This is a genomic window from Enterobacter sp. RCC_40, assembly GCF_041360735.1.
GTDB lineage: Bacteria > Pseudomonadota > Gammaproteobacteria > Enterobacterales > Enterobacteriaceae > Enterobacter > Enterobacter ludwigii.
On the sequence record NZ_JBFUPR010000001.1, the window covers coordinates 1,318,509 to 1,337,707 of the forward strand.

Consider the following 19,199-nt stretch of genomic DNA (forward strand, 5'->3'; position numbering starts at 1 on the left):
GAGAATGTGATTCAGAGCGCACTAAACTTTGATAAAACGTTTTATCTTCTCGCAGCATTGAAGCAGATAAACTGATTTTAACAATAAAGGAGTCGTTTTATGACGGCGAAAGCAGCACAAAAAATATCGCTGTGGGAATTTTTCCAGCAACTGGGTAAAACCTTTATGCTGCCCGTGGCACTCCTCTCGTTCTGCGGGATCATGCTCGGGATCGGCAGTTCATTGAGCAGTAAGGACGTCATCACGCTGATCCCGTTCCTCGGGACACCTGTGCTGCAGGCGATCTTTATCTGGATGAGTAAAGTCGGCTCCTTCGCCTTCAGTTTCCTGCCGGTGATGTTCTGTATTGCTATCCCGCTGGGTCTGGCACGCGAGAACAAAGGCGTGGCCGCCTTTGCCGGGTTTGTCGGTTATGCGGTAATGAACCTTGCGGTGAACTTCTGGCTGACGGCTAAAGGCATTCTGCCCACCACCGATGCCGCCGTACTCAAAGCTAACAACATTCAGAGCGTTATCGGGATTCAGTCCATTGATACCGGGATCCTCGGTGCGGTGATCGCCGGGGTAATTATCTGGATGCTGCATGAGCGCTTCCACAATATCCGCCTGCCTGATGCGCTGGCGTTCTTCGGGGGCACCCGCTTTGTACCCATTGTAACCCTTGTGGTCATGGGTCTGTTTGGCCTTATTATTCCGCTGATCTGGCCAGTCTTTGCGCTGGGGATTAACGGGATTGGCCGCATCATCAACGGTGCGGGCGATTTTGGTCCGATGATCTTCGGAACCGGCGAACGTCTGCTGCTGCCGTTTGGTCTGCAACATATTCTGGTGGCGCTGATCCGCTTTACCGAAGCGGGCGGCACGATGGAGGTGTGCGGACACGATGTGAGCGGTGCGCTGACCATCTTCCAGGCACAGCTGAGCTGCCCGACCACGCACGGCTTCTCTGAAAGTGCAACCCGCTTCCTGTCACAGGGTAAAATGCCGGCCTTCCTCGGCGGCTTGCCGGGTGCGGCGCTGGCCATGTATCACTGTGCTCGTCCGGAAAACCGCCATAAAATTAAAGGGCTGCTGATTTCCGGGGTAATCGCCTGTGTCGTGGGCGGTACAACGGAGCCAATCGAATTCCTGTTCCTGTTTGTCGCGCCAGTGCTGTATCTCATCCACGCGGTACTGACCGGTCTGGGCTTCACCGTGATGGCGGTGCTGGGCGTCACCATCGGGAATACCGACGGCAACGTCATCGACTTTGTGGTGTTCGGGATCCTGCACGGGTTGTCGACCAAATGGTACCTGGTACCGGTGGTGGCCGCTATCTGGTTCGCGGTGTACTACGGAATTTTCCGCTTCGCCATCACCCGCTTTAACCTCAAAACGCCTGGACGGGATACCGATACCGCCAGCAGCGTTGAGCAGGCTGTTGCAGGTACCGTGGGTAAGTCTGGCTATAACACCCCTGCTATTCTGGCGGCGCTGGGCGGTGCGGATAACATTACCTCTCTGGATAACTGCATCACCCGACTGCGCCTGTCGGTGGCGGACATGTCGAAAGTGGACACCAACGCCCTGAAAGCCAACCGGGCCATCGGCGTGGTACAGTTAAATCAACATAATTTGCAGGTGGTTATCGGCCCGCAGGTCCAGTCAGTGAAAGATGAGCTGGCAACCCTGATGCGTACAGTGGAAGCCTGATGCCTCACCCCCTCGCGCTGAGGGGGTTTTTCTTTAAGGACTTGAGTCATGTTCGATTTTTCAACCGTCGTGGATCGACACGGCACCTGGTGCACGCAGTGGGACTATGTCGCCGACCGCTTTGGCGCGGCCGATCTGCTGCCCTTCACCATCTCCGATATGGATTTCGCGACCGCGCCCTGCATCACCGAAGCGCTGCACCAGCGTATTCATCACGGGGTGTTTGGCTACAGCCGCTGGAAAAATGAAGAGTTTCTCGCCGCTGTGGCGCACTGGTTCCGGCAGCGCTTTAGCAGCCACATTGATACCGACTCGCTCGTGTACGGGCCTTCCGTTATTTATATGGTGTCCGAACTGATTCGCCTCTGGTCAACTCCCGGCGACGGCGTGGTGGTCCATACCCCCGCTTACGATGCGTTCTATAAGGCCATCGAGGGGAATGCCCGCCAGGTGGTCGGCGTGGCGATGGAAAAACATGCCACGGGCTGGCAGGGAAATAGGGCCGCGCTTGAGGCGGCGCTGGCAAAACCGGAAAACAAAATTTTGCTGCTGTGCAGCCCGCAAAACCCCACGGGTAAAGTCTGGACGCGTGAAGAGCTGAGTCACATGGCTGAACTGTGCGCCCGTTATGACGTGGCGGTGATCAGCGATGAAATTCATATGGACATGGTGTGGGGAGGCCGTCGCCATACGCCGTGGAATGAAGTGGCACGCGGCAAATGGGCACTTCTGAGCTCTGGTTCAAAAAGTTTTAACATACCGGCGCTCACCGGTGCCTGGGGGCTGATTGGCGATGAAGAGAGCCGTAACGGTTACCTCAGCGCATTAAAAGGTCGTGACGGGCTCTCTTCCCCTTCCGTGCTGGCGCTGACGGCCCACATTGCTGCCTATCAGCAGGGAGAGCCATGGCTGGATGCGTTGCGGGCGTATCTGGAGGAAAATCTGGCGTACATTGCACGCGAATTACACCGCGCGTTTCCGACGCTCGACTGGCAGCCACCCGAAGCCACGTATCTGGCCTGGATCGATTTACGTCCACTCAACCTTGACGACAAAATGCTACAAAAAGTCCTGATTGAGCAGCAAAAGGTCGCCATCATGCCAGGATACACCTACGGCGAAGAGGGTAACGGTTTTGTCCGTCTGAACGCGGGATGCCCGCGTAGCAAGCTTGAGCAAGGGGTTCAGCGGCTGATCGCTGGCATAACGACGCTCCTGTAATCAGATTGCGCAACGGAATATTCCCTTGCGCAAATAGCTTTTTACCTCGTTTTGTTTTTATAATATGACGCACTTTAACCAGAAAAGAGTGCGACCATGATTGATACACGCCTGCCACTAACTGATATTCACCGCCATCTTGACGGTAACATTCGTGCCCAAACCATCCTCGATCTTGGCCGCCAGTACAATCTCACGCTCCCTGCTCAAACGATTGAGACCCTAATCCCCCACGTTCAGGTCACCTCAAATGAACCGGATCTGGTCAGTTTCCTGAGCAAACTCGACTGGGGCGTGAAGATGCTGGCCTCGCTGGATGCCTGCCGCCGTGTTGCTTTCGAAAATATTGAAGATGCCGCCCGTAATGGCCTGCACTACGTTGAACTGCGCTTTTCGCCAGGCTATATGGCGATGACCCACAACCTGCCCGTTGCAGGCGTGGTTGAAGCGGTAATTGACGGCGTGCGTGAAGGGTGTAAAACCTTCGACGTTCAGGCTCGCCTGATTGGCATTATGAGCCGCACCTTCGGTGAAGCGGCCTGTCTGCAGGAGCTTGAAGGGTTACTGGCGCATCGTGATGCGATCGCTGCCGTTGACCTGGCGGGTGATGAACTCGGCTTCCCGGGCAGTCTGTTCCTTTCTCATTTCAACCGCGCGCGTGACGCCGGCTGGCACATTACCGTGCATGCCGGTGAAGCGGCAGGCCCTGAAAGCATCTGGCAGGCCATCCGTGAGCTGGGTGCAGAGCGTATCGGTCATGGTGTCAAAGCCGTTGAAGATCGCGCCCTGATGGATTTCCTTGCCGAGCAGCGTATTGGTATTGAATCCTGTCTGACGTCCAATATTCAGACCAGCACAGTGGCATCACTGGCGCATCACCCGCTGAAAACCTTCCTGGAGCACGGTGTTCTGGCCTCACTGAACACGGACGATCCGGCAGTACAGGGCGTGGATATTATTCATGAGTACACCGTCGCCGCACCGCAGGCTGGCCTGAGTCAGGATCAGATCCGCCAGGCGCAGATTAACGGCCTGGACATCGCCTTCCTGACGCCAGCAGAGAAACAGGCGCTGCGGGATAAGGTCGCCCGCGGCTAAGCCCGTTGCCGGGTGGGCGCTTCGCCTTACCCGGCTTTGCCAGAATCACGCCAGACAGAGCGTTGCGCGGTGTTTGGCTGATTCAATCCCCAGTTCAATCAATTCCATAATCTGAATCGCCTGGCTGGCCGGAACCGGGTTATCCCCCGTCCCGTTTAGCGCATCACGGATAGCGGCATAATACGCCGGATAGTTACCCGGGATCGTCAGTAACGTTTCTTCAACCCTCTCCTCGCCTTCCACCCGCGTCACAACCCCGTCCCGCATGTCATAGCCCCAGTCTTCCTGCGGCAAACGCTCGCCGTTTTTCAGGCGTTCTTCCTGAGGATCGAGACCAAACTTCACAAAGCTCCCGCGGGTACCGTGGAGGATATAACGCGCTGATTCGGCGGCTGCCACCATTGTCCCGTGCAGTACAATACGCCGCTGCGGGTAACTCAAGACGGCATGAAAGTAATCAGTGGTTTGCGCTCCGGGTCTGAGCTGGGCCAGATCGACTGTCATACTGACCGGCAGGCCAAACAAATTTACGGCCTGATCGAGAAGATGCGGCGCTAAATCGTACCAGATGCCGCTGCCCGGCCCGGCTTGCTCACGCCAGCGGTTTCGGACCTGAGGGCGGAAGCGGTCAAAGTGCGATTCAAAAAAGAGGATTTCGCCCAGCGTACCTTCATTAAGGAGCGCTTTTACCGTCAGGAAATCACTGTCCCAGCGGCGGTTATGAAATACCGAAAGCACTCTGCCAAAACTTTTTGCCAGCGCATCCAGTTCGCGTGCCTGTGACAACGTCACCGTGAAGGGTTTATCGACAATAACGTGCTTACCGGCTTCCAGTGCGGCCTTTGCCAGCGGAAAATGCGTGTCATTGGGGGTGGGAATGACGATCAGATCAATATTAGGGTCGTTAAAAAGATGCTTAGATTCAGAAACAACCGGCACGGAGGGCCAGTCGGCATGCACTTTCGTGGCATCGCTACTGGAAACTGCCGCCAGCGCCATGCCCGGCGTCCCGGCAATCAGAGGCGCATGAAAAGTCTTGCTCGCGTAACCGTAACCAATAAGCCCGACGCGGATGCTATCACTCATAATGTTGCCCTCTTTTATGACTATCTTATTTCACACTGGCTACTCTGACGTTCTTACAGATTAATCATGTGCCATATGACGTAAAATAGCAGGCTATGCCGGTTGTTTTTGTTACATAGATTTAACGTTCTGATTTTGTTTAGGGGAACCGTTCCCAAAGCACTTGCCGCGGGGGAAACGGCGCTGTAACATTTGCAACCTGTATTTATGGATAAATTACACGTACCAGTCATGACGTCAATTATTAATCGAATCATTGAATTAGCGGGATGGATTGTCCTTGGGGTATCGGTCATTTTGCTTGGCGTTGCCAGCCATATCGATAACTACCAGCCGCCGGAGCCTGCCACCGTCGCCCAACCTAAGTAACCGGTTACCGCAATAAAGAGTGACATAATATGTCAGTTACTTATTGCCAGCCCTGGTGAACACGGTTAACCTTCTCTTACAGGCATCGTCTGATGCCTGTACTTTCAGCAAAGAAAACTCCTAATTTAGTCGCGTTATCTGAGTGGGCTGTTTACGTCTTTATTAATCCGTTTATTATTCGGACGAATTACCTTAACTGGTATTACTCACTTTTATATGGAAACTTATTAATATGACAGTTCAGGACTATTTATTAAAATTTCGCAAGATCAATTCGCTTGAGAGCCTGGAAAAACTGTTTGACCATCTGAACTACACGCTGTCGGATAATCAGGAAATCATCAATATGTATCGCGCCGCTGACCACCGCCGTGCGGAGCTGGTCTCCGGTGGCCGTTTGTTCAACGTCGGTGAAGTGCCTAAGTCTGTATGGCGCTACGTTTTATAAGAAAGTAGCCATCCGCGCGAAATGTTATATACTCTCCGCCCTGCAAACTGGCTGTACAACATTTCGCGCAGATTATGGGAGAGTTCATGACCGCAACGCCTGGAGAACGAATTGGAGGCTGGTTAATCGCCCCACTGGCATGGCTGCTGGTTGCCTTATTAAGCGCATCACTTGCGCTGCTGCTTTATACCACCGCTCTGATTACACCTCATGCAATCCAGACCCTGATGTCGCAAAGTGTGCTTAATATTACGATGTGGTTTGTGTCGTTCGTTTTTGCAATCGGGATGTGGTACTACACGCTATGGCTGACCATTGCCTTCTTTAAGCGCCGTAAGGGTGTCCCTAAACACTACATTATCTGGCTGCTGATTTCGGTCCTGCTGGCGGTGAAAGCCTTTGCTTTTTCGCCAGTTTCTGATGCCCTGGCCGTTCGCCAGCTGCTTTTCCCGTTACTGGCGGCGGCGCTGCTGGTGCCCTATTTCAAGCGTTCGACGCGGGTGAAGAACACCTTTGTGAACCCGTAATAACCTTACAGATAACCTGTTGTCGCCTGCGGTGGTTTGTCCGATAATAGGCGGCTTTTTTATTTCAGGCTAAATAATGACCGATTACTTACTGCTCTTTGTCGGCACTGTGCTGGTTAACAACTTCGTCCTGGTGAAGTTCCTTGGCCTGTGTCCATTTATGGGGGTTTCCAAAAAGCTGGAAACTGCGATGGGCATGGGGCTGGCCACCACCTTCGTGATGACGATGGCGTCTATCTGCGCGTGGTTGATTGATAACTGGATCCTCATCCCGCTGGATTTAATCTATCTGCGTACGCTGTCCTTTATTCTGGTCATCGCGGTGGTAGTGCAATTCACAGAAATGGTGGTGCGTAAAACCAGCCCGGCTCTCTATCGCCTGCTGGGTATCTTCCTGCCGCTGATTACCACCAACTGTGCAGTACTTGGCGTGGCGCTGCTGAACATCAACCTTGGGCATAATTTCATGCAATCGGCGCTGTACGGTTTTTCTGCCGCCGTCGGTTTCTCTCTGGTGATGGTGCTGTTCGCCTCGATTCGCGAGCGTCTGGCAGCAGCGGATATCCCTGCGCCATTCCGCGGTAACGCGATCGCCCTGGTGACAGCAGGTTTAATGTCTCTGGCCTTTATGGGCTTTAGTGGTCTGGTGAAGTTGTAATGAGTACTGTCTGGATAGCCATCGCCTCTATCAGCGTGCTGGGGTTGGTGTTTGGCCTTATTCTGGGTTACGCCTCCCGCCGTTTCGCGGTAGAGGATGATCCTGTTGTAGAAAAAATCGATGAGCTTCTGCCGCAAAGCCAGTGCGGGCAGTGTGGCTATCCTGGCTGCCGCCCCTATGCCGAAGCGGTAGGCGTGCAGGGTGAAAAAATTAACCGCTGCGCACCCGGCGGTGAAGCGGTAATGCTGAAAATAGCCGCCCTGCTTAACGTTGACCCGCAACCTGTTGACGGCGATGAAGATGTGCAGGAGCCGGTTCGCGCCCTCGCCGTGATTGACGAAGCGAACTGCATCGGCTGCACAAAATGCATTCAGGCATGCCCTGTCGACGCCATCGTTGGCGCAACGCGCGCCATGCACACCGTCGTGGCGGATCTGTGCACCGGCTGTAACCTCTGCGTGGCGCCCTGCCCGACGCAATGTATCGCGTTGCGCCCGGTTGAACCGACTACCGAAAGCTGGAAGTGGGATCTTCAAACCATTCCGGTTCGCATCATTCCTGTGGAACAACATGCTTAAGTTATTTTCTGCTTTCAGAAAAGAGAAGATTTGGGACTTTGACGGTGGTATCCATCCACCTGAAATGAAAACCCAGTCCAACGGCACGCCGCTGCGCCAAATTCCGCTGGCGTCCCGTTACGTCATGCCGCTGAAACAGCATATCGGTGCTGAGGGTGAACTGTGCGTGAAAGAAGGCGATACCGTCCTTCGCGGCCAGCCGTTAACGTTCGGTCGCGGACGTATGCTGCCGGTCCACGCTCCGACCTCCGGTACAGTGATGGCGATCGCCCCCCATACCGTTGCACACCCCTCTGCGCTCTCCGAGCTGAGCGTCATTATTGAAGCCGACGGAGAAGACCGCTGGATAGAACGTGACGGCTGGAGCGACTACCGCAACCGGAGCCGCGAAGCGCTTATCGAGCGTATTCATCAATTCGGCGTTGCCGGCCTGGGCGGCGCAGGGTTCCCTACCGGCGTCAAACTGCACGGCGGCGGCGATAAAATTCAGACTCTGATCATCAATGCAGCGGAATGTGAACCCTACATCACCGCCGACGATCGTCTGATGCAGGACTGCGCCGCGCAGGTCGTGGAAGGGATCCGCATTCTTGCCCATATTCTGCAGCCGCGCGAAGTGCTGATTGGCATTGAAGATAACAAGCCACAGGCTATTTCGATGCTGCGCGCCGTCCTCAACGGCAGCCACGATATCGGCCTGCGCGTTATCCCAACCAAGTACCCCTCTGGCGGCGCCAAACAGCTGACGCAAATTCTGACCGGCAAGCAGGTTCCGCATGGCGGACGCTCTTCGGACATCGGGGTGCTGATGCAAAACGTCGGGACAGCCTACGCCGTGAAACGTGCGGTGGTGGACGGTGAACCGCTGACCGAGCGCGTGGTTACGCTGACCGGTGAATCTGTAGCACGTCCGGGCAACGTCTGGGCGCGTCTGGGTACGCCGGTTCGTCATCTGCTGGAACAGGCTGATTTTTGCCCGGGCAGCGACCAGATGGTGATCATGGGTGGCCCGCTGATGGGCTTTACCCTGCCGTGGCTCGATGTCCCGGTAGTAAAAATCACAAACTGCCTGCTTGCCCCCTCCCCGACTGAAATGGGTGAAGAGCAGGAGGAGAAAGGCTGTATCCGCTGCAGCGCCTGTGCCGATGCCTGTCCGGCGGATTTACTTCCGCAACAGTTGTACTGGTACAGCAAAGGTCAGCTGCACGATAAAGCGCAGGCCCATAACCTGGCCGACTGCATCGAATGCGGCGCCTGCGCCTGGGTCTGCCCAAGTAACATTCCTCTGGTGCAGTACTTCCGCCAGGAGAAGGCCGAGATTTATGCCATCTCCATGGAAGAGAAACGCGCAGCCGAAGCGAAAGCACGTTTTGAAGCGCGTCAGGCGCGTCTGGAGCGTGAAAAACTGGCCCGTCAGGCGCGTCACAAACAGGCCGCAGTTCAGCCCGGCGAAAAAGACCAGGATACGATTAATGCCGCACTGGCACGCGTGCGGGAGAAAAAAGCGACGGCAGCCCAGACCGTGGTGATCCCGGCAGGTGAAAAACCGGATAACAGCGAAGCGATTGCCGCCCGCGAAGCGCGTAAAGCGGCTGCGCGCGCCCGTCAGGCAGAAAAAGCACAGTCAGCCTCCTCTGACGCTGAGATCGATCCGCGTAAAGCCGCCGTTGAAGCCGCCATTGCCCGCGCCAAAGCCCGTAAGGCCGGCGAGCAAAACGTGGTAGTTGAACAAGAAGCGGAGGCCGTAGATCCCCGTAAAGCGGCTGTTGAAGCGGCGATCGCTCGCGCCAAAGCGCGTAAGGCCGGCGAGCAAAACGTGGTGGTTGAGCAAGAAGTGGAGGCCGTAGATCCCCGTAAAGCGGCTGTTGAAGCGGCGATCGCGCGCGCTAAAGCGCGCAAAGCAGCGGCGCAGACTGAAACCGCTACGCCTGAAGCCCCCGTCGACCCGCGTAAAGCGGCTGTCGAAGCCGCCATTGCCCGTGCCAAAGCGCGTAAAGCGGCGGCGCAGCCTGAAGCCGCTGAACCTGAAGCACCTGTCGACCCGCGTAAGGCGGCTGTTGAAGCCGCCATTGCCCGCGCCAAGGCACGCAAAGCAGCACAGCAGGAAGAACAGCAGCCGGCCGCAAACGACGACCCACGTAAAGCCGCAGTCGCCGCCGCCATTGCGCGCGTTCAGGCGAAGAAAGCCGCACAGCAAGCAGTTAACGAGGATTAAATGGTTTTCAGAATCGCAAGTTCCCCTTACACCCATAATCAGCGCCAGACATCACGCATCATGATGCTGGTGTGCCTGGCGGCGCTGCCGGGCATTGCCGTTCAGTGCTGGTTTTTCGGCTGGGGAACGCTGTTCCAGATAGTGCTGGGTTGTGCCAGCGCCTTAGGGGCAGAAGCCCTGGTGCTTAAACTGCGTAAGCTGGCGGTTTCCCGCATCCTTGCCGATAACTCAGCACTGCTGACTGGCCTGTTGCTGGCAATCAGTATTCCACCGTTTGCTCCGTGGTGGATGGTGGTGCTCGGTACGGTGTTTGCAGTCATTATTGCCAAACAACTTTATGGTGGGCTGGGCCATAACCCGTTCAACCCGGCGATGATTGGCTACGTCGTACTGCTCATCTCCTTCCCGGTTCAGATGACCAGCTGGTTGCCGCCGCATGACATTGCCGCGACAGTACCCGGCTTTATGGATGCCCTGCACGTTATCTTTACCGGCCATACCGCGCTCGGTGCGGATATGAACGCGCTGCGTATGGGCGTGGATGGCATCAGCCAGGCCACACCACTCGATACGTTTAAAACCTCCCTGCATGCCGGACACTCCGTCGATCAGATTATGAAATCTGCCATCTTCAGCGGCATGCTGGCGGGCGCGGGCTGGCAGTGGGTGAACCTTGCTTATTTGCTGGGCGGGCTCTTCCTGCTGCAGCAGAAAGCGATCCGCTGGCATATTCCGGTCAGCTTCCTCGTGACGCTGGCGGTCTGCGCCACACTGGGATGGGTGTTCTCGCCAGAATCGCTCGCCAGCCCACAGATGCATCTGCTCTCGGGGGCAACCATGCTGGGTGCGTTCTTTATCCTGACCGATCCGGTAACGGCATCTACCACGAACCGTGGCCGCCTGATCTTCGGTGCACTGGCCGGCTTGCTGGTGTGGCTCATCCGCAGCTTTGGCGGTTACCCGGACGGTGTGGCATTCGCGGTTCTGCTTGCGAACATCACCGTTCCGCTCATCGACTACTACACGCGTCCGCGCGTGTACGGCCACCGTTAAGGGTTTCGCGATGCTGAAAACAATGCAAAAACATGGCGTCACGCTGGCCATTTTCGCCGCGGTCCTCACCGGACTGACGGCCCTGGTGAACAACCTGACCAAATCGACCATCGACGAACAGGCGGTGAAGCAGCAAAAAGCCCTGTTCGATCAGGTGATCCCCCCTGATTTCTACGATAATGACCTGCAGAAAAGTTGCTTCGTGGTCCAGGCACCTCAGTTAGGCAAAGGCCCGCACCGCGTCTTTATTGCCCGTAAGGGGGATAACGCGGTAGGCGCGGTAATGGAAGCGACGGCGCCCGATGGCTACTCCGGGGCGATTCAACTGCTGGTCGGCAGCGATTTCTCCGGTACCGTGTTGGGTACGCGCGTGACGGAACATCATGAGACGCCAGGCCTGGGGGATAAAATTGAAACCCGTCTGAGCGACTGGATTTTGCATTTTGCCGGAAAAGTGATCCACGGCGAAGCGGATCCTGCATTTGCTGTGAAAAAGGATGGCGGCGAGTTTGACCAGTTCACGGGGGCAACCATTACCCCACGGGCCGTGGTCAATGCCGTAAAACGAGCCGGGCTGTATGCGGAAACGCTGCCCGCGCAGATGAACAATCTTCCGGCCTGTGAGGAGTAATCATGAGCCAGGTTAAAGAGGTTATCGTCCAGGGATTGTGGAAGAACAACTCCGCGCTGGTACAGCTGCTGGGGATGTGTCCGCTGCTGGCAGTGACATCCACCGCCACCAACGCGCTGGGTCTGGGGCTGGCAACCACGCTGGTTCTCACCCTGACCAATCTGTCCATCTCTGCCCTGCGCCGCTGGACGCCATCGGAAATCCGTATTCCGATTTACGTCATGATCATCGCGTCGGTGGTGAGTATCGTCCAGATGCTGATTAACGCTTATGCGTTCGGTCTGTATCAGTCGCTCGGGATCTTTATTCCCCTCATCGTAACCAACTGTATTGTGGTCGGGCGCGCGGAAGCTTTTGCCGTAAAAAACAGCCCGGCGATGTCGGCTCTGGATGGTTTCTCTATTGGTATGGGGGCAACCGGTGCCATGTTCGTGCTCGGCTCAATGCGTGAGATCCTGGGTAACGGAACGCTGTTTGATGGCGCAGATGCGCTGCTCGGCGGCTGGGCTAAAGCGCTGCGCATCGAAGTCTTCCACACCGATACGCCGTTCCTGCTGGCCATGCTGCCGCCAGGCGCGTTTATTGGCCTCGGCATGATGCTGGCGATAAAATACCTGATTGATGAAAAACGTAAGCGCCGCGTGGCTGAGCGCAGCGTACAGGAAGGAATACCCGAGAAGGCCTCATGAATAAAGAAAAGCGCATTGCGATCCTGACCCGTCTGCGGGATGAGAACCCACATCCGACGACGGAGCTGAATTTTAACTCCCCGTTCGAGCTGTTGATCGCCGTGCTGCTCTCTGCGCAGGCTACCGACGTGAGCGTTAATAAGGCGACCGCCCTGCTTTATCCGGTCGCCAACACGCCAAAGGCGATGCTGGAACTGGGCGTGGACGGGGTGAAGTCCTATATCAAAACCATCGGTCTGTTTAACAGCAAGGCTGAGAACGTGATCAAAACCTGCCGGATCCTGCTGGAACAGCACGGGGGTGAAGTGCCGGAAGATCGCGCCGCGCTGGAAGCATTACCCGGCGTGGGACGCAAGACTGCGAATGTGGTACTTAACACCGCGTTTGGCTGGCCGACTATCGCCGTTGATACCCATATTTTCCGCGTCTCTAACCGCACGAACTTCGCACCGGGCAAGAATGTCGAGCAGGTTGAAGAGAAACTGCTAAAAGTGGTTCCCGCCGAATTTAAGGTGGATTGCCATCACTGGCTCATTCTCCATGGCCGTTATACCTGTATTGCCCGTAAGCCTCGCTGTGGCTCCTGTATTATCGAAGATCTCTGCGAGTACAAAGAGAAAGTGTATCCCTGATATCTTCCGCTTTTCGTTTTCTGACGCAACGCCAATTCCTTACCAAGAGAGGGTCTACCAGTAGACCTTCTTTTGACCATAATTTATCCGCCTTCCTTACCGCTTCCCTTATCACTTGTTCGAGCCTTTAACGCTCAAACAGGTTAATACTTTTTTCATAGCCAAAAATTTCTATACATATGTGATCAAGATCACCCTGATAACTTCGTGTTGAATTTTTGTTGTTAAAAGCGGCGTAAACCCTTTGCCAGACAAGATCAAACTCATCACGAGCAACACATAAGACCAGCTATTTTTCAGAATATGGGCTATATCACTGCAATAAACCTCAAATAGCAGAACATATCGCCATTGAGGGCAAATTATGGGTGAATGCCAGTCAAAAAAACTCCCTTTACAGATCGTATGAAATTTAACGCTGAATAACATTTGTATGAACCGCCGATTATAGCGGCCCAGTTATATGTAACAGATTATTACAAACGTATTGCCAGACGGTGCAGGATAGTGAACATTACCCGCCGTTTCTCCTCCCAATATAACTATAAGGCGGATGGACTACGGCCATCACGCGATGAACACCCCCGTTAATATGGGATGTAAAAAAAGAGGTATATGTGTCGACTGCAAACAATAAACCAACAGATGAAAGCGTAAGTCTTAACGCTTTTAAACAACCTAAAGCGTTCTATCTCATCTTCTCTATCGAGTTATGGGAGCGTTTTGGTTATTACGGCCTGCAAGGGATCATGGCGGTTTACCTGGTAAAACAGCTGGGTATGTCCGAAGCAGATTCCATTACGCTGTTCTCCTCTTTCAGTGCCCTGGTGTACGGTCTGGTCGCTATCGGCGGCTGGCTGGGTGATAAAGTCCTCGGGACTAAACGTGTCATTATGCTGGGTGCGATTGTCCTGGCCGTTGGCTATGCGCTGGTTGCATGGTCTGGTCACGATGCCGCTGTGGTGTATATGGGTATGGCGACTATCGCCGTCGGTAACGGTCTGTTCAAAGCGAACCCGTCTTCCCTGCTCTCTACCTGTTACAACAAAGATGACCCGCGTCTGGACGGTGCATTCACCATGTACTACATGTCCGTGAACATCGGTTCCTTCTTCTCCATGCTGGCAACCCCGTGGCTGGCCGCTAAATTCGGCTGGAGCGTTGCGTTCTCCCTGTCCGTTGTCGGTATGCTGATCACCGTGGTTAACTTTGCCTTCTGCAAACGCTGGGTAAAAGACTACGGCTCCAAACCAGACTTCGAACCGGTTCACATTGGCAAACTGCTGGCGACCATTGTCGGCGTGGTGATCCTCGCGGCAATCGCAACTTGGCTGCTGCATAACCAGGGCATCGCGCGTGCGGTTCTGGGTGTGGTTGCGCTGGGTATCGTGATCATCTTCGCGAAAGAAGCCTTCGCCATGCAGGGTGCCGCTCGTCGTAAGATGATTGTGGCCTTCATCCTGATGCTGGAAGCGATTATCTTCTTCGTTCTGTACAGCCAGATGCCAACGTCTCTGAACTTCTTCGCTATCCGTAACGTTGAACACTCAATCCTGGGTATCGCGTTCGAGCCGGAGCAGTATCAGGCCCTGAACCCGTTCTGGATCATGATTGGTAGCCCGATTCTGGCTGCTATCTATAACAAAATGGGCGACCGTCTGCCGATGCCGCACAAATTTGCTATCGGTATGCTGCTGTGTTCTGGCGCATTCCTGGTACTGCCGCTGGGTACGAAATTTGCGACTGACGCCGGTATCGTCTCCGTTAACTGGCTGATCCTGAGCTACGCGCTGCAGTCTATCGGTGAATTGATGATCTCCGGTCTGGGCCTGGCGATGGTTGCACAACTGGTTCCTCAGCGTCTGATGGGCTTCATCATGGGTAGCTGGTTCCTGACCACTGCGGGTGCCGCCATCATCGCAGGTAAAATTGCAAACCTGATGGCCGTGCCGGATAACGTGACTGACCCACTGGTCTCTCTGAACGTCTACGGTACCGTGTTCATGCAGATTGGTATTGCTACTGCGGTTATCGCGGTTCTGATGATGCTGACTGCGCCGAAGCTGAATCGCATGACTCAGGACGACGACAAGACGGCGAAAGCGACCGAAACCGCTACCGCATAATGTCACTGAGAAACGACTGAACAGAAGCCGCTAATGTATTAGCGGCTTTTTTTTTACCCGTTCGCGCACTAACATAGCTGAAACCTCAGCAAAAAGGAGTTACCGATGAAACTGTTCTACAAACCGGGCGCGTGCTCTCTTGCTTCCCACATTACCCTGCGCGAGAGCGGCAAAGATTTCACGCTGGATGGCGTTGACCTGATGAAAAAACGCCTGGAAAACGGCGATGATTTTTTTGCTATTAACCCGAAGGGACAAGTTCCGGCTCTGCTGCTGGATGACGGTACCCTGCTGACCGAAGGCGTGGCGATTATGCAGTTCCTCGCCGATAGTGTGCCCGACAGGCAATTGCTGGCACCGGTAAGCACGGTTTCTCGCTACAAAACGCTGGAGTGGATGAACTACATTGCGACCGAGCTGCACAAAGGCTTTACGCCGCTGTTCCGTCCGGAGACGCCGGAAGAGTACAAACCGACCGTACGTGCTCAACTGGAGAAAAAACTGCAGTACGTTAACGCATCGCTGAAAGACGATCAGTGGATTGGGGGCGCGCGTTTTACGATTGCCGATGCCTATCTGTTCACCGTGCTGCGCTGGGCGCGGGCCATTAAGCTCAACATGGACGGGCTGGACCACATTGCATCGTACATGGATCGCGTAGCCGCGCGTCCTGCGGTGGCTGCAGCGCTTAAAGCAGAAGGGTTGAACTGACCGGCGCACTGTATTGCCGGGTGGCGCTGTCGCTACCCGGCTGACAGGAACGTGAACCGTTATAACCGGGTCGCGCTGAAGTAATGCTCCGGTTTCGCGATACGATCCTGTGCCGCGACCACCTGCAGTTCATACTCCTGCATCTCTTTTGTCGCCTTCATGATTTCGTAAACCGCAGCAGTCACATGCTCAAGCGCATCCCGCAGCGTGGCTCCCTGAAGTAATTTCACCAGCAGCAAACCGCTTGTCACATCACCGACACCCACCGGCTGACGCATGCCGAAGTCCACCAGCGGACGGCTGATATGCCAGGCTTCGTCTTTCGTCACCAGCAGCATCTCAAAACGGTCCCTGCTCAGCCCTGCGCGCGCGAGATGTTTCACCAGGACAATCTCCGGCCCCTGGGCTATTAGCTCACGAGAAGCGCTTACCGCCTCTTCTACGCTATTCACCGGATGCTCGCAGAGAATTTCCAGCTCAATCAGGTTCGGCGCAATAATATCGCTAGCCGGCAGCGCGTGACGCACATGGAATTCAGCCACGCCGGGGGCCACGATACAGCCTTTCTCCGGATGCCCCATAACAGGATCACAAAAGTATTTCGCCGCCGGGTTTGCCGCTTTCACCTGGCGGACAATGCCCAGGATATGCTCTCCCTGCTCTGCCGAACCGAGATATCCGCTCAGTATCGCATCACAGCGTTTTAGCTGATCGATATTGGCAATGCCCTGCACAATGTCGGTGAGGTGCGAAGGCGGCATCACGCAGCCGGTCCATTGACCGTATTGTGTATGGTTTGAGAACTGCACGGTATTGAGGGGCCAGACGTTGGCACCGAGGCGGCGCATCGGAAATTCCGCGGCGCTGTTGCCAGCATGCCCAAAGACAACGTGGGACTGAATGGCGAGGATGTTCTTCATTTTTACTTACCAAACCCTGAAAAAACAAAAGGGGCGTGGTTTCCCACGCCCCTGGATACTTTTAATTATTTCCAGCAGACCAGACAGTAGTTTTTCTTACCGCGACGCAGAAGCGTGTAGCGGCCATACAGACGATCGCTGTCAGCGAAGGTGTATTCCGGGTCGGCCTGTTTTTCACCGTTAATGGTGATAGCGTTCGAGGCGATGGTTTTACGCGCCTGACCGCGGGATGGCTGCAGCTCGGAGTCCACCAGCGCCTGCATCAGGTCGGCACCTTTTTCCATCTCAACCATCGGCACGCCATCCTGCGCCAGCTGTTCGAAGTCCGCTTCGCTCAGATCGCTCAGCGTCCCGTTGAACAGGCTTGCAGTAATACGTTTTGCCGCGGCCAGACCTTCTTCACCGTGAACCAGTTTGGTCACTTCATCAGCCAGTACGTACTGAGCACGTGGCGCTTTACCGCTGGTTTTGTCTTCTTCTTCCAGAGCATTGATCGTCTCAATGTCCATAAAGGTGAAGAACTTCAGGAAGCGATAAACATCGGCATCCGCCGTGTTAATCCAGAACTGGTAGAATTTGTACGGGCTGGTTTTCTTCGGATCAAGCCATACCGCGCCGCCTTCGGTTTTACCAAATTTGGTGCCGTCGGCTTTGGTGATCAGTGGAACGGTCAGACCGAAGACCTGGTTCTGGTGCAGACGACGCGTCAGATCGATACCCGACGTGATGTTGCCCCACTGGTCAGAGCCACCAATCTGCAGGCAGACGCCGTGCAGTTTATTCAGGCAAGCAAAGTCATAACCCTGCAGCAGGTTGTAGGAGAACTCGGTAAAGGAGATGCCCTGGTCGTCACGGTTCAGACGCTGCTTCACCGCTTCTTTGTTAATCATCTGGTTAACAGAGAAGTGTTTGCCAATGTCGCGCAGGAAGGTCAGCACGTTCATGCCGCCAAACCAGTCATAGTTGTTGGCCGCAATCGCAGAGTTGTCACCGCAGTTAAAGTCGAGGAAAGGCGCAACCTGTTTGCGGATCTTATCCACCCACTCCTGCACGGTGTCTTCGGTGTTCAGTTTACGCTCGGCAGCTTTAAAGCTTGGGTCGCCAATCAGACCGGTCGCGCCGCCAACCAGTGCGACAGGCTTGTGGCCCGCCATCTGGAAGCGTTTCAGGCATAACAATGGAACAAGATGCCCCAAATGCAAGCTGTCAGCGGTAGGATCGAAGCCGCAATAGAGCGCGATCGGGCCTTGCGCCAGTCGCTCTGCTAACGCTTCCTCGTCCGTCACCTGAGCCACAAGGCCCCGCTCTTGCAATTGTTTAATCAAGTTACTGCTTGCCATCAAATTCTCCATGTATAAACGACTGCACCTTTGCCGGTACACGACTTTTCGCCTGATGCGAAAGGTACATAGAATAAAGCGCAAGCGCGGCCTGCGCTAGCGCTTAAATCAACAAATTTCGGCGATTACGGTGCCAGCCTGTCGATTTTCCAGCCGCCATTTTCACGCTGGTATAAAAAGCGGTCATGCAGACGGTGTTCGCCGCCCTGCCAGAATTCCATCTGCTCGATCGGAATGCGGAAGCCCCCCCAGAAACTGGGCAACGGAACTTCGCCCTGCTGGAATTTCTGCTTCAGTTCGAGGAATTTGCTTTCAAGCACCCCACGCGCCGAAATACGGCTGGACTGTTTTGAGACCCAGGCGCCAATCTGGCTGTCACGCGGACGGCTGTGGAAATACTTCACCACTTCCAGCGTGGAGAGACGCTCTGCTTTGCCGGTGACCATCACCTGACGCTCCAGCATATGCCACGGGAACAGCAGGCTGATACGAGGATTGTTTTCTAAATGGTGTGCCTTACGACTGCCCAGGTTGGTGTAAAACACCAGGCCTTTCTCGTCATAATGTTTGAGCAGGACGATACGCTGATACGGTTGACCGTTTTCATCTACCGTTGCGACAACCATTGCCGTTGGGTCGGCGAGTTTCGCTTCGCAGGCCTGTTTCAGCCAGCGTTCAAAAAGCACGAGGGGTTCGGCGGGAAGATCCTGGCGACGCAGGCCGCCTTTGGTGTATTCACGGCGCAGATGCGCAATTTGCTGCAGTTCGTCGTTATCTGACATGGCGTTAGCTGACATTGACATTGGGTGGCGCTATTGTGCGCCGCCCCTGTAAAAATCTCAACGCTTCGGATTTTCGAGCTGGCAATTGTTCAGCACAATACGGTCGCGTTTGTAGACGGTGGCACTGTCGCCTTTCGACCAGAAGACATAAATTCCGTCCGTGTAGCGTGCGCCGGAGGCAGAAATGCCCTGCTTGAGGGTGAGCAATTTGTTGTCGTAGACAAAACTGGCTTCCTGACGCGGATTGTTCAGCTTAACGGTCAGCGGTTTTTCATCACAGCGATACTCCAGGGTATCGGTCTGCATGCGATCAAGGAACTGGTTGTAGACGCTGCATCCTGACAGCAATAAAGGCGCGGCAATAAGAAGAAGTTTTTTCATGGGCGTATTCCGAAGACTTTCCTGGTCCTGGAGGGCATGGCT

Annotated in this window: 20 protein-coding genes; 15 read left to right on the forward strand and 5 right to left on the reverse strand. The window is 54.9% G+C overall.

The window, feature by feature from the left end:
• Positions 1 to 99 precede the first annotated feature (99 nt).
• From malX to add, 3 genes are all read left to right on the forward strand, one after another.
• Entirely contained in the window at positions 100 to 1,692 is a 1,593-nt protein-coding gene (gene malX, locus AB6731_RS06135) for a maltose/glucose-specific PTS transporter subunit IIBC (protein WP_014169809.1), read from the forward strand.
• Between the two features lie 48 nt (positions 1,693 to 1,740).
• Positions 1,741 to 2,913, forward strand: coding sequence for a MalY/PatB family protein (locus AB6731_RS06140; RefSeq protein ID WP_333062647.1), 1,173 nt, complete (start codon positions 1,741 to 1,743; stop codon positions 2,911 to 2,913).
• Positions 2,914 to 3,009: 96 nt separating this feature from the next.
• Complete coding sequence (add, locus tag AB6731_RS06145) at positions 3,010 to 4,011, forward strand: adenosine deaminase (protein ID WP_014169807.1); 1,002 nt, start codon at positions 3,010 to 3,012, stop codon at positions 4,009 to 4,011.
• A 45-nt stretch (positions 4,012 to 4,056) separates the two neighbouring features.
• Here the strand turns inward: add and AB6731_RS06150 are convergent, their stop codons facing one another.
• Complete coding sequence (locus AB6731_RS06150; RefSeq protein WP_214578814.1) at positions 4,057 to 5,097, reverse strand: oxidoreductase; 1,041 nt, start codon at positions 5,095 to 5,097, stop codon at positions 4,057 to 4,059.
• Positions 5,098 to 5,340: 243 nt separating this feature from the next.
• Here AB6731_RS06150 and blr point away from each other — a divergent pair, with 243 nt between their 5' ends.
• From blr to gstA, 12 genes are all read left to right on the forward strand, one after another.
• Positions 5,341 to 5,466, forward strand: coding sequence for a division septum protein Blr (blr, locus tag AB6731_RS06155; RefSeq protein WP_170289847.1), 126 nt, complete (start codon positions 5,341 to 5,343; stop codon positions 5,464 to 5,466).
• A gap of 232 nt (positions 5,467 to 5,698) precedes the next feature.
• Entirely contained in the window at positions 5,699 to 5,914 is a 216-nt protein-coding gene (gene ydgT, locus AB6731_RS06160) for a transcription modulator YdgT (protein ID WP_006174966.1), read from the forward strand.
• An 86-nt stretch (positions 5,915 to 6,000) separates the two neighbouring features.
• Positions 6,001 to 6,441, forward strand: coding sequence for a DUF2569 domain-containing protein (locus AB6731_RS06165; protein ID WP_025204344.1), 441 nt, complete (start codon positions 6,001 to 6,003; stop codon positions 6,439 to 6,441).
• Between the two features lie 76 nt (positions 6,442 to 6,517).
• Positions 6,518 to 7,099 carry an electron transport complex subunit RsxA gene (gene rsxA / locus AB6731_RS06170; protein WP_014169803.1) on the forward strand — a complete coding sequence of 194 codons (582 nt, stop codon included), beginning with the start codon at positions 6,518 to 6,520 and terminating at the stop codon, positions 7,097 to 7,099.
• The gene (rsxB, locus tag AB6731_RS06175) at positions 7,099 to 7,677 is read left to right on the forward strand and encodes an electron transport complex subunit RsxB (protein WP_032678028.1); all 579 of its coding nucleotides are present in this window, start codon (positions 7,099 to 7,101) and stop codon (positions 7,675 to 7,677) included. Before rsxA ends, rsxB begins: the two co-directional genes overlap by 1 nt.
• Positions 7,670 to 9,892 carry an electron transport complex subunit RsxC gene (rsxC, locus tag AB6731_RS06180; protein ID WP_371006056.1) on the forward strand — a complete coding sequence of 741 codons (2,223 nt, stop codon included), beginning with the start codon at positions 7,670 to 7,672 and terminating at the stop codon, positions 9,890 to 9,892. Before rsxB ends, rsxC begins: the two co-directional genes overlap by 8 nt.
• Positions 9,893 to 10,945, forward strand: coding sequence for an electron transport complex subunit RsxD (gene rsxD, locus AB6731_RS06185; protein ID WP_014169800.1), 1,053 nt, complete (start codon positions 9,893 to 9,895; stop codon positions 10,943 to 10,945).
• A gap of 10 nt (positions 10,946 to 10,955) precedes the next feature.
• Positions 10,956 to 11,576 (forward strand): electron transport complex subunit RsxG, encoded by a 621-nt coding sequence (gene rsxG / locus AB6731_RS06190; protein WP_020884325.1) that lies wholly within the window; start codon positions 10,956 to 10,958, stop codon positions 11,574 to 11,576.
• Positions 11,577 to 11,578: 2 nt separating this feature from the next.
• Positions 11,579 to 12,265: an electron transport complex subunit E gene (locus AB6731_RS06195; RefSeq protein ID WP_014169798.1), complete on the forward strand. Its 687-nt coding sequence runs from the start codon at positions 11,579 to 11,581 to the stop codon at positions 12,263 to 12,265.
• A complete protein-coding gene (nth, locus tag AB6731_RS06200; protein WP_014169797.1) occupies positions 12,262 to 12,897 on the forward strand; it encodes an endonuclease III in 636 nt (211 codons plus the stop codon). The genes AB6731_RS06195 and nth overlap by 4 nt, the downstream gene beginning before the upstream one ends.
• 617 nt (positions 12,898 to 13,514) lie before the next feature.
• Positions 13,515 to 15,023 (forward strand): dipeptide/tripeptide permease DtpA, encoded by a 1,509-nt coding sequence (gene dtpA, locus AB6731_RS06205; RefSeq protein ID WP_014169796.1) that lies wholly within the window; start codon positions 13,515 to 13,517, stop codon positions 15,021 to 15,023.
• Positions 15,024 to 15,128: 105 nt separating this feature from the next.
• Complete coding sequence (gstA, locus tag AB6731_RS06210; protein ID WP_014169795.1) at positions 15,129 to 15,734, forward strand: glutathione transferase GstA; 606 nt, start codon at positions 15,129 to 15,131, stop codon at positions 15,732 to 15,734.
• Positions 15,735 to 15,793: 59 nt separating this feature from the next.
• Here the strand turns inward: gstA and pdxY are convergent, their stop codons facing one another.
• The 4 genes from pdxY to mliC form a co-directional block, all read right to left on the reverse strand.
• A complete protein-coding gene (gene pdxY / locus AB6731_RS06215) occupies positions 15,794 to 16,654 on the reverse strand; it encodes a pyridoxal kinase PdxY (protein ID WP_014169794.1) in 861 nt (286 codons plus the stop codon).
• Between the two features lie 65 nt (positions 16,655 to 16,719).
• Complete coding sequence (gene tyrS / locus AB6731_RS06220; RefSeq protein WP_032678025.1) at positions 16,720 to 17,994, reverse strand: tyrosine--tRNA ligase; 1,275 nt, start codon at positions 17,992 to 17,994, stop codon at positions 16,720 to 16,722.
• Between the two features lie 125 nt (positions 17,995 to 18,119).
• Positions 18,120 to 18,776, reverse strand: coding sequence for a pyridoxamine 5'-phosphate oxidase (gene pdxH, locus AB6731_RS06225; protein ID WP_025204349.1), 657 nt, complete (start codon positions 18,774 to 18,776; stop codon positions 18,120 to 18,122).
• Positions 18,777 to 18,833: 57 nt separating this feature from the next.
• A complete protein-coding gene (gene mliC, locus AB6731_RS06230) occupies positions 18,834 to 19,157 on the reverse strand; it encodes a C-type lysozyme inhibitor (protein ID WP_020884329.1) in 324 nt (107 codons plus the stop codon).
• Positions 19,158 to 19,199: the final 42 nt, after the last annotated feature.

What these genes read in the sequence shown, in the direction of transcription:
- ydgT (WP_006174966.1), top strand. Translation starts at nt 5,699, where the DNA reads ATGACAGTTCAGGACTATTTATTAAAATTTCGCAAGATCAATTCGCTT.
- rsxB (WP_032678028.1), top strand. Translation starts at nt 7,099, where the DNA reads ATGAGTACTGTCTGGATAGCCATCGCCTCTATCAGCGTGCTGGGGTTG.
- mliC (WP_020884329.1), bottom strand. Translation starts at nt 19,157, where the DNA reads ATGAAAAAACTTCTTCTTATTGCCGCGCCTTTATTGCTGTCAGGATGC.
- AB6731_RS06150 (WP_214578814.1), bottom strand. Translation starts at nt 5,097, where the DNA reads ATGAGTGATAGCATCCGCGTCGGGCTTATTGGTTACGGTTACGCGAGC.
- tyrS (WP_032678025.1), bottom strand. Translation starts at nt 17,994, where the DNA reads ATGGCAAGCAGTAACTTGATTAAACAATTGCAAGAGCGGGGCCTTGTG.
- nth (WP_014169797.1), top strand. Translation starts at nt 12,262, where the DNA reads ATGAATAAAGAAAAGCGCATTGCGATCCTGACCCGTCTGCGGGATGAG.
- AB6731_RS06140 (WP_333062647.1), top strand. Translation starts at nt 1,741, where the DNA reads ATGTTCGATTTTTCAACCGTCGTGGATCGACACGGCACCTGGTGCACG.
- pdxY (WP_014169794.1), bottom strand. Translation starts at nt 16,654, where the DNA reads ATGAAGAACATCCTCGCCATTCAGTCCCACGTTGTCTTTGGGCATGCT.
- pdxH (WP_025204349.1), bottom strand. Translation starts at nt 18,776, where the DNA reads ATGTCAGATAACGACGAACTGCAGCAAATTGCGCATCTGCGCCGTGAA.
- rsxC (WP_371006056.1), top strand. Translation starts at nt 7,670, where the DNA reads ATGCTTAAGTTATTTTCTGCTTTCAGAAAAGAGAAGATTTGGGACTTT.
- gstA (WP_014169795.1), top strand. Translation starts at nt 15,129, where the DNA reads ATGAAACTGTTCTACAAACCGGGCGCGTGCTCTCTTGCTTCCCACATT.
- rsxG (WP_020884325.1), top strand. Translation starts at nt 10,956, where the DNA reads ATGCTGAAAACAATGCAAAAACATGGCGTCACGCTGGCCATTTTCGCC.
- rsxD (WP_014169800.1), top strand. Translation starts at nt 9,893, where the DNA reads ATGGTTTTCAGAATCGCAAGTTCCCCTTACACCCATAATCAGCGCCAG.
- malX (WP_014169809.1), top strand. Translation starts at nt 100, where the DNA reads ATGACGGCGAAAGCAGCACAAAAAATATCGCTGTGGGAATTTTTCCAG.
- AB6731_RS06195 (WP_014169798.1), top strand. Translation starts at nt 11,579, where the DNA reads ATGAGCCAGGTTAAAGAGGTTATCGTCCAGGGATTGTGGAAGAACAAC.
- add (WP_014169807.1), top strand. Translation starts at nt 3,010, where the DNA reads ATGATTGATACACGCCTGCCACTAACTGATATTCACCGCCATCTTGAC.
- rsxA (WP_014169803.1), top strand. Translation starts at nt 6,518, where the DNA reads ATGACCGATTACTTACTGCTCTTTGTCGGCACTGTGCTGGTTAACAAC.
- AB6731_RS06165 (WP_025204344.1), top strand. Translation starts at nt 6,001, where the DNA reads ATGACCGCAACGCCTGGAGAACGAATTGGAGGCTGGTTAATCGCCCCA.